The 13,382-nt window shown below is 35.9% G+C and carries 13 protein-coding genes; 5 read left to right on the top strand and 8 right to left on the bottom strand.

The window, feature by feature from the left end; all coding sequences use genetic code 11:
* The first annotated feature begins 103 nt into the window (after positions 1 to 103).
* Entirely contained in the window at positions 104 to 2,281 is a 2,178-nt protein-coding gene (locus C8N46_RS00880; RefSeq protein ID WP_108112966.1) for a polyribonucleotide nucleotidyltransferase, read from the top strand.
* Between the two features lie 72 nt (positions 2,282 to 2,353).
* Here C8N46_RS00880 and C8N46_RS00885 read toward each other — a convergent pair whose 3' ends face one another.
* The 7 genes from C8N46_RS00885 to C8N46_RS00915 all read right to left on the bottom strand — a co-directional run bounded on the left by C8N46_RS00885 (position 2,354) and on the right by C8N46_RS00915 (position 8,690).
* Positions 2,354 to 2,716, bottom strand: coding sequence for a hypothetical protein (locus C8N46_RS00885; RefSeq protein WP_146169688.1), 363 nt, complete (start codon positions 2,714 to 2,716; stop codon positions 2,354 to 2,356).
* Positions 2,717 to 2,745: 29 nt separating this feature from the next.
* Entirely contained in the window at positions 2,746 to 3,252 is a 507-nt protein-coding gene (locus C8N46_RS00890; RefSeq protein ID WP_108112968.1) for a hypothetical protein, read from the bottom strand.
* Between the two features lie 318 nt (positions 3,253 to 3,570).
* Positions 3,571 to 4,686, bottom strand: coding sequence for a helix-turn-helix domain-containing protein (locus C8N46_RS00895; RefSeq protein ID WP_108112969.1), 1,116 nt, complete (start codon positions 4,684 to 4,686; stop codon positions 3,571 to 3,573).
* Between the two features lie 146 nt (positions 4,687 to 4,832).
* Complete coding sequence (locus C8N46_RS00900; RefSeq protein WP_108112970.1) at positions 4,833 to 5,234, bottom strand: GtrA family protein; 402 nt, start codon at positions 5,232 to 5,234, stop codon at positions 4,833 to 4,835.
* 70 nt (positions 5,235 to 5,304) lie between these two features.
* On the bottom strand, positions 5,305 to 5,871 hold the full coding sequence (locus C8N46_RS00905; protein WP_108112971.1) for a CDP-alcohol phosphatidyltransferase family protein: 567 nt from the start codon (positions 5,869 to 5,871) through the stop codon (positions 5,305 to 5,307).
* A 1-nt stretch (position 5,872) separates the two neighbouring features.
* Entirely contained in the window at positions 5,873 to 6,322 is a 450-nt protein-coding gene (locus tag C8N46_RS00910; RefSeq protein WP_158269040.1) for a CDP-archaeol synthase, read from the bottom strand.
* A 58-nt stretch (positions 6,323 to 6,380) separates the two neighbouring features.
* Entirely contained in the window at positions 6,381 to 8,690 is a 2,310-nt protein-coding gene (locus tag C8N46_RS00915; RefSeq protein WP_108112973.1) for a phosphotransferase, read from the bottom strand.
* A gap of 187 nt (positions 8,691 to 8,877) precedes the next feature.
* Here C8N46_RS00915 and C8N46_RS00920 point away from each other — a divergent pair, with 187 nt between their 5' ends.
* From C8N46_RS00920 to C8N46_RS00935, 4 genes are all read left to right on the top strand, one after another.
* Positions 8,878 to 9,639: a 7-carboxy-7-deazaguanine synthase QueE gene (locus C8N46_RS00920; RefSeq protein WP_108112974.1), complete on the top strand. Its 762-nt coding sequence runs from the start codon at positions 8,878 to 8,880 to the stop codon at positions 9,637 to 9,639.
* Between the two features lie 134 nt (positions 9,640 to 9,773).
* Positions 9,774 to 10,637, top strand: coding sequence for a sigma-70 family RNA polymerase sigma factor (locus C8N46_RS00925; RefSeq protein ID WP_108112975.1), 864 nt, complete (start codon positions 9,774 to 9,776; stop codon positions 10,635 to 10,637).
* A 136-nt stretch (positions 10,638 to 10,773) separates the two neighbouring features.
* Entirely contained in the window at positions 10,774 to 11,433 is a 660-nt protein-coding gene (gene rpe, locus C8N46_RS00930) for a ribulose-phosphate 3-epimerase (protein ID WP_108112976.1), read from the top strand.
* A gap of 422 nt (positions 11,434 to 11,855) precedes the next feature.
* Positions 11,856 to 12,512 (top strand): sensor histidine kinase, encoded by a 657-nt coding sequence (locus C8N46_RS00935; RefSeq protein ID WP_108112977.1) that lies wholly within the window; start codon positions 11,856 to 11,858, stop codon positions 12,510 to 12,512.
* Here C8N46_RS00935 and C8N46_RS00940 read toward each other — a convergent pair.
* Entirely contained in the window at positions 12,509 to 13,312 is an 804-nt protein-coding gene (locus C8N46_RS00940; protein WP_211314468.1) for a zinc-dependent peptidase, read from the bottom strand. The two genes, C8N46_RS00935 and C8N46_RS00940, sit on opposite strands and share 4 nt — an antisense overlap.
* Positions 13,313 to 13,382 lie beyond the last annotated feature (70 nt).

Raw genomic sequence — 13,382 nt, forward strand, 5'->3', positions numbered from 1 at the left:
AGAAGTTATAAAAAGCTATAATTACTGGTTTTTCATTGGGTCAACACAACAACTACACACAACAACACAACGACCTTTGTTTAATTAGAATTAAAGAAAATTTATGATTCCAAAAGTTTTTAAAGAGGTCATTGACCTTGGTGACGGAAGAGAAATCTCTCTCGAAACCGGAAAATTAGCGAAGCAAGCACATGGTAGCGTTGTGGTACAATCAGGAAAATGTATGCTATTATGCACGGTTGTTTCTAACTATCACCAGTCTGATGTTGACTTTTTACCTTTAACGGTAGATTACCGTGAAAAATTTGCTGCAGCAGGTCGTTATCCTGGTGGATTCTTCAAAAGAGAAGCTAGACCAAGCGACGGAGAAGTGTTAACCATGCGTTTGGTGGATCGTGTATTGCGTCCGTTATTTCCAAAAGATTATCACGCAGAAACACAAGTAATGATTCAATTAATGTCGCACGATCCAGATGTAATGCCAGATGCCATGGCAGGTTTGGCAGCGTCAGCGGCAATTCAGTTGTCTGACATTCCGTTTGAAACAGCAATTTCAGAAGTACGTGTAGGGCGAATTAATGGTGAATTTATCATCAACCCAACCTTATCACAATTGAAAGAATCAGATATTGATATGGTGATTGGTGCTTCTGCAGATTCTGTAATGATGGTAGAAGGTGAAATGAAAGAGATTTCAGAAGAAGAAATGACCGAGGCTATCAAGGCCGCTCATGAAGCTATCAAAAAACAATGTGAAGCGCAGTTGCGATTGGCAGAAGCTTTCGGTAAAAAAGAAACCCGTGAATACGAACCAGAAGTTGAAGATGAAGAGTTAGCTGCGAAGATTCATGATATGGTGTATGACAAAACATACGCTATTGCAAAAGCAGGTTCTTCAAAGCACGAGCGCGGACAAGCGTTGAGCGATTTAAAAGAAGAAGTATTTGAATCGTTTACCGAAGAAGAGCAAGAAGCATTAGGAAAACTCATCCACAAATACGTTGCAAAAGCTCAAAAAGCAGCTATTCGCAACTTAACTTTAGATGAAGGATTGCGTTTGGATGGTCGTAAAACAACAGACATCCGACCAATTTGGTGCGAAGTAGATTATTTACCATCTACACACGGTTCTGCAATTTTTACACGTGGAGAAACACAAGCGTTGGCTACTGTAACACTAGGAACTTCTAGAGAAGCCAATGTGGTAGACATGCCATCATTTGAAGGTGAAGAGCGTTTCTACTTACACTACAACTTCCCTCCTTTTTCAACAGGAGAAGCACGCCCAATTCGTGGAACATCGCGTCGTGAAGTTGGACACGGAAACTTAGCGCAACGCGCATTAAAAGGAATGATTCCTGAAGATTGTCCATACACAGTACGTGTGGTTTCTGAAGTATTAGAATCAAACGGTTCGTCTTCTATGGCAACAGTTTGTTCAGGAACAATGGCATTGATGGATGCTGGTGTGCAAATGATTAAGCCTGTTTCAGGAATTGCGATGGGATTAATTTCGGATGCAGAAACTGGAAAATACGCTGTATTGTCTGATATTTTAGGTGATGAAGATCACTTAGGAGATATGGACTTTAAAGTAACAGGAACGGCTGACGGAATTACAGCATGTCAAATGGATATTAAAGTAAAAGGATTGTCGTATGAAATTCTTGTAAAAGCTTTAAAACAAGCACGTGACGGACGTCTACACATTTTAGGAAAACTGACGGATACGATTGCAACTCCAAACGAGAATGTAAAACCGCATGCACCAAAAATGATTACCAGAACGATTCCTGGAGAATATATTGGAGCATTGATTGGTCCTGGTGGAAAAGTAATTCAAGAGTTACAAAAAGAAACCAATACAACTATCGTAATTAACGAAGATCCTGAAACGGAAGAAGGAATTGTAGAAATTCTAGGAACCGACCAAGAAGGAATTGATGCGGTATTGGCAAAAATTAGTGCCATTACATTCAAACCTGAAAAAGGAAGTGTTTACGAAGTAAAAGTAGTAAAAATGCTCGATTTCGGAGCGGTGGTAGAATACCTAGAAGCACCAGGAAACGAAGTATTGCTACACATTTCTGAATTGGCTTGGGAACGCACTAACAATGTAAGTGACGTGGTAAAAATGGGTGATATCATCGATGTGAAATATTTTGGAGTAGATCCAAAAACACGCAAAGAAAAAGTATCGCGTAAAGCCTTATTACCAAGACCTCCAAGAGAAGAGCATAAACCACGCGAAGACCGTAAACCAAGAGAAGATAGAAAGTAATCTTTTTTGAAATATATGTATAAACGCCTCAACTTTTATTGAGGCGTTTTTTGATTATGATTGCTATCAGGGTTAAATGGATACTAATGCTAAAGCAACGATTCCTACCAACAATCCTAAGGCTCCAATTCCTGCCCCAAATACAGTTCCAATTGTTGAAAGTGTAGGGTTTTTTAATTGTATGCGTACAATTTCAGATTGATCAATCTGCAAAGTGTCTTTCCAAACAATCCCATAATACGTTTCTCCCGATTTTATTACTTTTTTATACTTTTTTTTAACTCCGGATTGCAAGTGTACTTTGACTTTTCGTTCACTCGCTACAGCTTCGTCTAAAGTTGCTGACGCATTTCTGTAGATAGTACAACTTTGTATGCAAAAGAAAAATGCCATCATCATTATTATTAGTTTATTTGTGATTTGAATACATTTCATAATTTCTGTTTTTTTAGATTATTTTATATTTAAAAGTCCAATTGAAACGCTAAGCCCAAACTCATAATCGTATGCAAACTATTTATACTTAAACGTATTTGCGGACCAATTGAAAAATTATTACTCACCATAACTTTAAGTTTTGACGTTATCGGAACGCCCACTGTAGCATTTCTATCATGACCACGAATAGTAAAATTTGGAGTTTTAAAATAGAAATATGACAACCCAATAAAAATATCTGTTTGCAACCAGTCGGCGAGTTCAAATTCTTTTCCCCAAGACAAACTCACTTCTGAAAAAGAATCATTAAGATCTGACAATATGACTATCTCTGACCCAAATTGCCCAGAAAGTAGAAATACATTTTCTTTAAATCTAAAGCTTATATCTCCGCTTATAACAAGACCGCCCGTTTTTGCACTTCGATAAACAGAAAGAGGATTTAAAGAAATAAAATTGAATCCAAAATCCTTTTTTTCTTGTCCACTACATAATAATGGCAATACTAATAAGATGACAATACATTTTTTCATAATGATCTAATTTTAAGATTAATATGAAACGAATCTACTATTGAAGTGTGGCTTTAGCATCCGAATTGTTGATTTGCAGTAGTATTCGGATATTTTTTCCAGTTTGTTTTTAAGAACAAATCACCAAAGACATAGCGATTTCATCAAATCTAAATTGATAAAAACACTAGAAAACACAATAGCTTAGCGTTACTTTAAAAGAAAATAACTTTGGAATCTTTTTAGAGAAAGTGTGGCAGAAATAATTTCCTTAAGAAGCACTTTTACTGGTGTCCGAAATCTTCATTTGAATGAAAATTTGAGATAAATTATAGAATATCAATGTGTTTTTCGATATTCGGAAGGTGTGAGATTTGTGAATTTTTTGAAGGCTGTGTAAAAAGTTGAACGTGAATTAAATCCACATTCTAGTCCGATAGCGACAATGGTATAATTGTCAAAATCATTATCTTTTAATAACACTTTTGCTTGATGCACGCGCAACGAATTGATATAATCTGAGAAGTTATATTCGCTACAACTATTGATCAATTTTGACAAATGTCCGCCACTAATATTGAGTTCATCAGACAATTGCTCCAAACTCAATTTAGCATCTAAAAATCGTTGTTCTGTGAGAATATAATTGGCAATGGTTTCAAACTCTCGTTGGTGTTTTTCAGATAAATCCGTTTTAGTTTCTGAAATTATTTTTTTAGTCGTTTCCGGTTTTAATTCTGCTAATTTTCCACGCAATAGGATTCGGTCGTGTAATAAGGTATAACGTGAAGTTCCTTGGTATCCAATCCAATACAACAACACAGAAGTTGCCAATCGTAACGGATAATACGCACGTGCATCGCTAAAATACGTATTCAACACAATTGCCAATACCCAGAACAAAAGGACAAATCCGCCCAAAATCAAAAAGATTTTCAGCCATTTGATGTCGTCATAATTCGCGATAAAATCTAGCAATTTGCTCTTTTCAAAGACAATTCGGACACATTTATAAAAAAGAAAAATCGAAAACGCAGCATTGACCATTTCTTCTACAGAAGTGTACAGGTTGATAGCGGAAACATCATTTTCAGAAGCCGTTACAATAAAAATACTTCGCACTATCAATTCCAACACAAATAAAATAATGGCGACATTTAAAAAGCTACGGACTTGTTCCTGAATTTTTAAATAATGAATCAAAAACATGTAAAACATGGGCATAATCAACATATACCAAGGCACTAAAAATTGCCGTAAAAAGAAAAAATCGAACCGGAAATCTTTGGCAATCAACCATGCTTGCAGATTGTTGAGCGAGAGAAAGAAAACGGTCAGATTTAAAAAGATAATGACACTATCAACCTTCTTTTTAGAAAACAACGTAAAACCATTAAAGATAAATCCTTGTACAGCTCCAGCAATTAGTAAAAAGTTAAAAAAGTTGGCGTCCATTCATTTTTCTTTGTGTGAAAGTAGGAAACTCAAATCAAACTTAAAATTTTTTCGTATGTTATTTGAAGTGAATTATAGGTTATTTTTTGACAAACTCTATTCTGTAGTGACGCAATAGCGATTTTGTTACCTACTTTTACACACAATTATGTTGAAGAAACGCTTCTTTTAAAAACGTATGTTTTCAAAAAAATCAAACTTATCAACGCAGTCGATAGCAAACAAATTCCCCAAACCCATCGGTGATGAAACTGCAATACTTCCACCAAAAACAAATGCAATACAGTACTAAAAATCAATGCGCCAACATCCACCACAAAGGCTTTGTACAAACTTTTAACATACGAACCTTTATGTGAAAACGTGAATTTTCTGTGCAATGCATGTTGGCGCACAATACCAATCACAAAAGCTGCAATCCAACTCAGCGTAGCTTTCGGCGAAAACGGATTGACATAGTACATAACTTCATAAGTCAAAAATCCTAAAATCACACCGATTCCTGCAATAATTAACATTCGAAATGTTTCAGATTGTTGGTTGTTCATGAATTAAAAGATTGAAAAATTGAAAGATTAAAGAACTAAAAGACTCACCAACTCAAAAACTCAATACTCACTACTTCCAAAGAACCCAATACAAACCTTTCGCGTCTGTTTTCATTTCGTTTGAAATCAGCAAAATGATCAATTCTTCTACATGTGAAATGTATCCTAAAATCATAGCGATGTAAAATAAAGTTTCGTTGTAACTCCACGCAAACAGCACAAAAATGAAGAAACCTTGTACGTAACCGCCAATTTTTGTAGTGTATAAATGTAAGGTCGGATATTGCTTGAACTTGAGAAACGACACCAACAATCCTAAAAAGAAGAAACCGATAAATACCCAAAGCATCCAAATGGACTGTGACATTTCTTGAAGTTTAAACATAAAAATTCCCAAAAAAGCCGCGATAAAGGTTCCGTTGTCGGCGAGTGAATCGAGTTTTGCGCCAAAGTTGGTTTGCAGATTGAAACTTCGCGCAATCAAACCATCTAAAATATCTGTGACGAGATTTACACATAAAAATATGGCAAACAAATTCGCTTCTTCAGTGTAAATAAACCAAAGAATCAACGGAAACGTGAGCAATCTGTAAAAACTTAAAAAGTTAGGAACGTTGTAAATGTTTTCTTTTTGCATGTTAAAATGATTTTTTAAGGTGTAATTGAACTAAGAAATAACTCATACTGATATGTAAACTGCTTGAAATCGCAAACAACAAAAGTGCGTTGGGAAACGTGATAAATCCCAAAAGGAAATACACCAAATTCACGCCGAAAGCAGAATCTGTTTTATCAAGAAGCATAAAAAACAATGCGTGTGTTTCAGATTTTTCACCAGCTTCAATTCCTAGTTTGCGTTTCATATACGAATTCGGCAACTCAAACAACATATAGGAAACACCCAACACAAAACCGAGCCAAAATGCATGTGTTAAGTGAAATGAAAAAAGTAAATTCATTAAAAACAACAACAATCCATTTACGACAGAAACTACCAGAAATCCGCGCCAGGTTTTGTTGTTGCCAAATAATTTTGTTGAAATCGGACGCTTTACATTTGAAAAAATAGCTGTCTTAATAATGATCATGTGCAACACATTTGATATGAGCAACGGCAACAAAACGATGGCAATATGCTGTGAAAAACTATACATCTTCCTCCAAAAATTTGAGCATTTGTAATGCCGTTTGCAACACACGTTTTGAAAAATCATACGCAATCAAAATGCTAGAAACTTCGTAAAAGGAAAGTCGCGTGATGATGTACACTTTCAACGAATATTGGCTCGCTTGCAACCATTCGTGCCACGTTGCTCCGTTATACAATTCAAAATGTTCTTTTAGATATTCGTAAAAAGTTGCTTTGTTAAAATTTTCAGGCAATACAAAACTCAAAAACTCCACAATATCGCGCTGTGGAAAATCGACAACCGCCAATTCCCAATCGTAAATGGCAGGTGTTCCATTCTTCCGAATCGCAATGTTTCTCGGGTTGCAATCGTTGTGAATAATCGTTTTTGCTATCGAAATTTCATTGGCTTGTGTTTCCAAATTGTCTATTTCATTCAGTAAATTTTTCAACGCAAACCGATTTTCTGCTGTAGCACATTCCGCAATCAACAATTGCATCATTTTTGTATACAATTCGGCAGCGTTCCAAGGTTGAAAAGCTTCAATATGTGTAAAATCTTTCACAGAAACTTCTTGGTGAAACTGCGTCATCGCTTTAATCACTGAAGAAATATGTGGTTTTTTCCAATGCGTTGGATGATTTTCCGCATTCATCAATTGCATCTTTTCGGCAGGCAAAAACTCTTGAATCAGCATAAAAATCTCGCGTTTCAAATTGACGTGTTTTCCAAAATATTTCGGCATGCATTCAAAACCGTTTTTGTGCAAATACGTGTAAATTTCAATTTCTTTCAGATGACAATTGTGATATTCCAACTGTGGCTTGAAACGTTTCAGCAAATCCGACAATTTCGGATCAATGGAAGCTGCGATTGTGTGCAAGCCTTTCATCACTTCATCGTCCAACGGTTTGGATTTTATGAGTACATCTTTGATTTTTTGCTGTCCATTTTTAGTCGTGTATGCAATTTGAAACGGCAAAAACCCAATAATTTTTTTATTGACTTTAGAAGCGATATTCGTCAAAATTCCATTCTCCAGCAACGCATGTGTTTTCGGCTGAATATCTTGAATCTGCTTGTCTTCAAAAAAACCATTCAAACTCGATTGCACAAAATTTGGCGTCAATTCAGACAGCAACAACCACGAAACAGGTTTATTTCTTCCTAATTTTTCATGTGCTTTCGCGAATTCACCACTAACAATTGCCGCATAGGTTGAAATTTCCAAACCTAAGGCAAAACCAGCAATCAATTTGGCAAAACGCATCACTTTTCCACTTCCGCGACACTTCATAATTTCCAGTGCTTGCGCTTGTCGCGGCAAGGAAGTTCCACCACCAACCGTACCAATGACTACATTTGGAAGCGTCAACTGAACATGTAAACCGTTCTCTTTTTTTGACAAATGCAATTGTCCAACACTCGATTCATGAATCGAAGCCAAATCTTGTCCAGTTGCTACAAAAATAGCGGCAATCGCATTCGCTACGTTGATGTTATAGCCAATCATGCCATCTTTTTCTGCTAATTTTTTTGACGGATAAAAAAACTGTAATAACTTTTCAGAAGTCGTTCGCAATACTTTTTGAATGATTTCTTCTGAAAGAGTACATTCAGCCACCACATGAATTCCTCTTCCCGACTCCATATTATAGCGAGACACTTTTTTATCGCACGCGCCGTTGCCTTCAATCACAAAATCTACAGGCTTGATATTTGTTTCTTTAAAAAACGCTTCTACTAAGTGCAACATAGCATGCCACGTACAGGTCGTCGTCATATTTTGTCCCGATGCATCGCCAGTTTCATAAGTGAATTTTGTGTGAATGATGTGTTCTTGTTGGATATTTTCTATCTGAATTAATGTAGCATGATTGGAATGCGATTCCGCAACTTTTTTGATAGCTTGAAATGTGTTTATAACAAATTGCTTGAAAATACTCGCTTCTTCTTCATTCGTAAAAATAAACATCGGCGCACGCGTCATTTTTTGCCATTTTACTTCCGCAGAAAAACCATTGCTCTTGCTGATAACTTTTGCTCCACGATTCATGCTGGCAACCAACGCACCTTCCAACGTTCCTGCGGGTGCGTACACCAATTCCTGTGTTCCGTTATCGTTAAAAAGTAGTGGACCAACAATTCCGAGTGGAATTTCAGTGCTTCCAATATAGGATTCTATATTTCCGCGAATATCATGAAACTCCAATTTCGATTGTGATATCTCATTAATTTTGATGTTTTGCTGTGTTAAAAAGTCCAAACGCAAGTTGGTCGCTGTGTTTGTAACCAATCCTCTTCCTGGAATAATCGGTATTTCCATAGTTTCTGAGTTTTTCTTAGCTCCAAAATTATTGTTATAATCACATTTACACTTACGTAAAACTCAAACACTTAATTTATTTTTTGTGATTTTCGCAAAATATGATTGTAAAATCATTCACAAGCATATACGTTTGTCACTCCGAAGGGAAACTCGTAATTTTGCAGCCTATTTTATACATTGTATCATGGTCAAATTGAAAATTGCGAATTTGGACGGAAAGCCTGAAATTTTCCACTCCATTCAAGGAGAAGGAAAAAACATGGGCCAACCAAGTGTGTTTATTAGAACATCGCTTTGCAATTTGCATTGTATTTGGTGCGATACCGATTATACGTGGAATTGGGAAAAGACGCGATTTACACATGTAAAAGATGCCGATCCTACATACACAAAGTATAAAATGGACGACATGATTATTTCGCTTACGCTGGAAGAAATCTATGCGGAAGTTGCGAAAACAGGTTGTAAAAATATTGTATTGACTGGCGGCGAACCGATGATGCAACTCCAAGGAATTTCTGCCTTGATGGAATATTTCAATACAAAAGCAGACGATTATTTTTTTGAGATTGAAACCAACGGAACCTTATTACCCGATGCTACCTTTGAAGCGTTAATTGATCAATATAATGTGTCGCCCAAATTAGAAAATTCCAATAATCCGAAGAAATTACGCGAAAAACCTGAAGTCTATCAATATTTTGCGACGAATGAAAAGGCTGTTTTTAAGTTTGTGATTGCGTCAGAGAACGATCTCACGGAAGTGTTAACGATTTGCAAGAACTATCAAATTCCGAACGAAAAAGTGTATTTAATGCCCGAAGGAACGAATCCAGAAGCATTAAAACAGAAGCAACAATGGCTAATAGAAGTTTGCAAAAAATACCAATTTCACTACACCGATCGCTTGCACGTACATATTTACGGCGACAAAAGAGGTGTTTAATTATTTGTTTTTTAAGCAATTACAGGAAAACTTAAACTTTATTTTAAATAATTCTTATGTTTCTGTAACATTTTTGTCATTTCATACGTATAACTAATTGCGTAAGCACAAGATTAAAATCCCAAGCATATTACATGAGACAACTTAAAATTACCAAGCAGGTTACCAACAGGGAAACCGCGTCATTAGACAAATATCTTCAAGAAATCGGTAAAGTTGACCTTATTACAGCAGACGAAGAAGTAGAATTAGCACAGAGGATTAAGGCTGGCGATCAAATAGCGCTAGAAAAATTGACAAAGGCTAACCTTCGTTTCGTAGTATCGGTTGCAAAACAATATCAAAATCAAGGATTGACACTTCCTGATTTGATTAATGAAGGGAATTTGGGACTTATCAAAGCCGCGCAGCGTTTTGACGAAACGCGTGGTTTTAAATTTATTTCGTATGCCGTATGGTGGATTCGTCAATCTATCTTACAAGCATTAGCTGAACAATCGCGTATTGTTCGTTTACCTTTGAACAAAATTGGTTCAATTAACAAGATTAATAAAACTTTTGCGTATCTTGAGCAAAGTCATGAAAGAGTACCTTCTGCAGAAGAAATTGCAAAGGAATTGGACATGACCGTGAATGATGTGAAAGAGTCTATGAAAAACTCTGGACGCCACGTATCTATGGATGCGCCGTTGGTTGAAGGAGAAGATTCAAACTTATATGACGTATTGAATTCTGGTGAATCGCCAAATCCTGATAAAGAACTCTTACATGAGTCTTTAAAAACAGAGATTGAGCGTGCGCTAGAAACGTTGACACCAAGAGAAGCAGACGTAATTCGTTTGTATTTCGGATTAGGAAACCAACATCCAATGACCTTGGAAGAGATTGGTGAAACCTTCGATTTAACGCGCGAGCGTGTACGTCAAATTAAGGAAAAAGCGATCCGTCGCTTGAAGCACACTTCACGTAGTAAAATATTAAAGACATATTTAGGATAAAAGTTCCTATAAACCGTACAGCAGTTTAGTTTTTATAACATAACTGTTCGTTTTTTGATTGATGAATGACGCTCTCGCATTGCGAGAGCGTTTATTTTATACTACTTTTGTCAACAAATAACAACACACTACAATTATGTCTACAAAACGAATTGCGCCATCTATTCTGGCGGCTGATTTTGCCAATTTACAACGCGATATTGAAATGGTAAACCAAAGTGAAGCCGATTGGTTTCATATTGATATTATGGACGGCGTTTTTGTGCCGAATATTTCTTTTGGAATGCCCGTTTTAAAAGCGATTAGCCAACACGCTACCAAAACGATTGATGTCCACTTAATGATTGTGGATCCTGATCGGTATATTCAAACGTTTGCCGATTTGGGCGCCAATGTGTTAACAGTTCACTATGAGGCTTGTACACATTTACACAGAACGTTACAAGCCATAAAAGCAGCTGGAATGAAAGCTGGCGTTGCGTTGAATCCACATACCAATGTGAGTCTGTTAGAAGATGTAATTCAAGATATTGATTTGGTGTGTTTGATGAGTGTAAATCCTGGCTTTGGTGGACAATCGTTTATCGAAAACACATACGATAAGGTCAAAAAATTGAAAGCATTAATTACCGAAAAAGGAGCTGCTACAGAAATCGAAATTGACGGTGGCGTGAATGATAAAAATGCCAAAGCGTTGGTTGATGCTGGCGCAGATGTGTTGGTTGCAGGAAGTTTTGTATTTCGTTCTGAAAATCCGATAAAAACAATTCAAAATTTAAAGACAATCGTTTCTTGAGATAGATTTAAGAACCATATTTTAACAAAAAAGTCATCCTTAGGATGGCTTTTTTTTGTGACCTATCGAGTGCAAATCGCGTCAAAAAAATCCTTTTTAATTTAAAATTTCTACGTTTTTTTCAGAAAAATACACTTTTCTAAAAGACTTTTTACGGACAAGAAACAGCTTTTTTAGTGTCAATTCCGTGAATTGACCACCCTTTTTTCGATTTTTTCACAAAAACAAAATAAGCTACTAATAATCAGCATTTTATATTGATTTTTATTGTACTGTTTTCCGTGAATATAGACTCTGAATTCGGGAAAACGGGCAAAATGCTGTTGTCTTTTGTTTATAACAATTGTACTTTTACCTACACCTATTTGATAAAAATCCCTAAAAGCCGACACGAAAATGTTAACTCTAAAAAATTGTATTGAATGTCATCAAATGAACTATCGTTACGCTACGATCTTTTAAACTCCCAAATGAACCCGCATTTTATTAATAATGCAATCCAAAGTATCTGTAATGCTATGACCAAAGGAAATGTGAATCAGTCAATCAACTGGCTCAATAGACTCTCACATTTGTACCGACTCGTTCAAAAATCTACAAAATCGAAACTCATTGATTTGCAGGACGAGATTGAAATTTCAAAATTATATATTGAATTGCAACGCGATCTTTTTGACAAAGGTTTTTCATATAGTATTCTAATTGACGAAGCCTTAAAAGAAGATTTAGAATATACCAAAGTGCCACCATTAATTTTTCAACCACTCATTGAAAATGCTATTTTACACGGCTTGAAAGACATGAAACGAAACGGAAAAGGAACTTTGAAAATTTCCATCAAGCTAGAAAAAGAAATGTTATACGTGTGTATCACAGACAACGGTAATGGCATTACCAAAACAAAAAAAGAACTAAACGAAAGCTCAGGTATTTCCTTAGAAAATATCAACGAGCGTTTAAAAATCATCAATGGCACTACGAGCGAGAAAAAGCTTCTCGACGTACGAACCTTACGCTGCGATGCTGGAATTATTTCAGGTACACAAAGCTGCTTGCGAGTTCCATTAATTCAAATTTAAAAATCAGCTACATTCATATTCAACATGCGCTTTACATTATTGTACATGTGAGGTAGTTTGGCACGAAATTCTTCAGGAGTTTCAAAGAAATGCTCAATCAACACAGATAAAAATTCATACTGATTCTCAAAAGCATACTCGCGTAAATAATTTACTTTTATCAAGCGCTTTTGAGCATCTTTATCTGTAAGTGCTGCCAGCAATCGTTTGTAATTTCGCAAAAATTGTCGCGCCGTATAGGTACGTTCTGTCAAAAAACTAAAATGCAACGCGTGTGTCAATTCGTGAATCCCGAGATTTAGATTGTCATCTTCAATTTTGATACCTTCTTCAAAATCTTCCCATGAAAATACCAAGGTTTTGTATTTCGGATTGGCTTCTCCTTTGTGTAATTGCTGTGTAATATTGGAGAAATAATGCTGTGGATAGACTAAAATCGTTTCAAATCGCGAAAGCAAATACCGACGAAATCCAAACGTAATCATCACTGCTGTAGCCGAAATTAATAATTGCATGCGTTCTGTAACTCGTAAATCTTCGCGTCCTACAAAGGTGTGAGAACGTATAAAACGCAATACTCTATGCTCAAAAACACGCTTTTCTTTCACCGTTAATTTGTTGTAAAAAGGTACTTCATTTGCAACAATACTTCGCTGTCGCTTTGTAAACGCATCTGAAAACAACACAAAGTGATGCAAATTGGTATTTTTGTATAAAAAAGCTTTCAGATAATCTAATGGCAATGCAGATAATTTAAAGAATACGCGTAGAAAATTACGTTGGTATAAGTTATACTTCAATTTGCATGCTAAAATAGAAATTCTAGATTGATAAAAAATAACTTAGAACTAAATTTAAGATGATTTGAAT

This window comes from Kordia periserrulae (genome assembly GCF_003054265.1).
In the GTDB taxonomy this organism is placed as follows: Bacteria; Bacteroidota; Bacteroidia; order Flavobacteriales; family Flavobacteriaceae; genus Kordia; species Kordia periserrulae.

What these genes read in the sequence shown, in the direction of transcription:
- C8N46_RS00925 (WP_108112975.1), top strand. Translation starts at nt 9,774, where the DNA reads ATGAGACAACTTAAAATTACCAAGCAGGTTACCAACAGGGAAACCGCG.
- C8N46_RS00905 (WP_108112971.1), bottom strand. Translation starts at nt 5,871, where the DNA reads ATGCAAAAAGAAAACATTTACAACGTTCCTAACTTTTTAAGTTTTTAC.
- C8N46_RS00920 (WP_108112974.1), top strand. Translation starts at nt 8,878, where the DNA reads ATGGTCAAATTGAAAATTGCGAATTTGGACGGAAAGCCTGAAATTTTC.
- C8N46_RS00880 (WP_108112966.1), top strand. Translation starts at nt 104, where the DNA reads ATGATTCCAAAAGTTTTTAAAGAGGTCATTGACCTTGGTGACGGAAGA.
- C8N46_RS00910 (WP_158269040.1), bottom strand. Translation starts at nt 6,322, where the DNA reads ATGATCATTATTAAGACAGCTATTTTTTCAAATGTAAAGCGTCCGATT.
- rpe (WP_108112976.1), top strand. Translation starts at nt 10,774, where the DNA reads ATGTCTACAAAACGAATTGCGCCATCTATTCTGGCGGCTGATTTTGCC.
- C8N46_RS00915 (WP_108112973.1), bottom strand. Translation starts at nt 8,690, where the DNA reads ATGGAAATACCGATTATTCCAGGAAGAGGATTGGTTACAAACACAGCG.
- C8N46_RS00900 (WP_108112970.1), bottom strand. Translation starts at nt 5,234, where the DNA reads ATGAACAACCAACAATCTGAAACATTTCGAATGTTAATTATTGCAGGA.
- C8N46_RS00885 (WP_146169688.1), bottom strand. Translation starts at nt 2,716, where the DNA reads ATGAAATGTATTCAAATCACAAATAAACTAATAATAATGATGATGGCA.
- C8N46_RS00935 (WP_108112977.1), top strand. Translation starts at nt 11,856, where the DNA reads ATGTCATCAAATGAACTATCGTTACGCTACGATCTTTTAAACTCCCAA.
- C8N46_RS00895 (WP_108112969.1), bottom strand. Translation starts at nt 4,686, where the DNA reads ATGGACGCCAACTTTTTTAACTTTTTACTAATTGCTGGAGCTGTACAA.
- C8N46_RS00890 (WP_108112968.1), bottom strand. Translation starts at nt 3,252, where the DNA reads ATGAAAAAATGTATTGTCATCTTATTAGTATTGCCATTATTATGTAGT.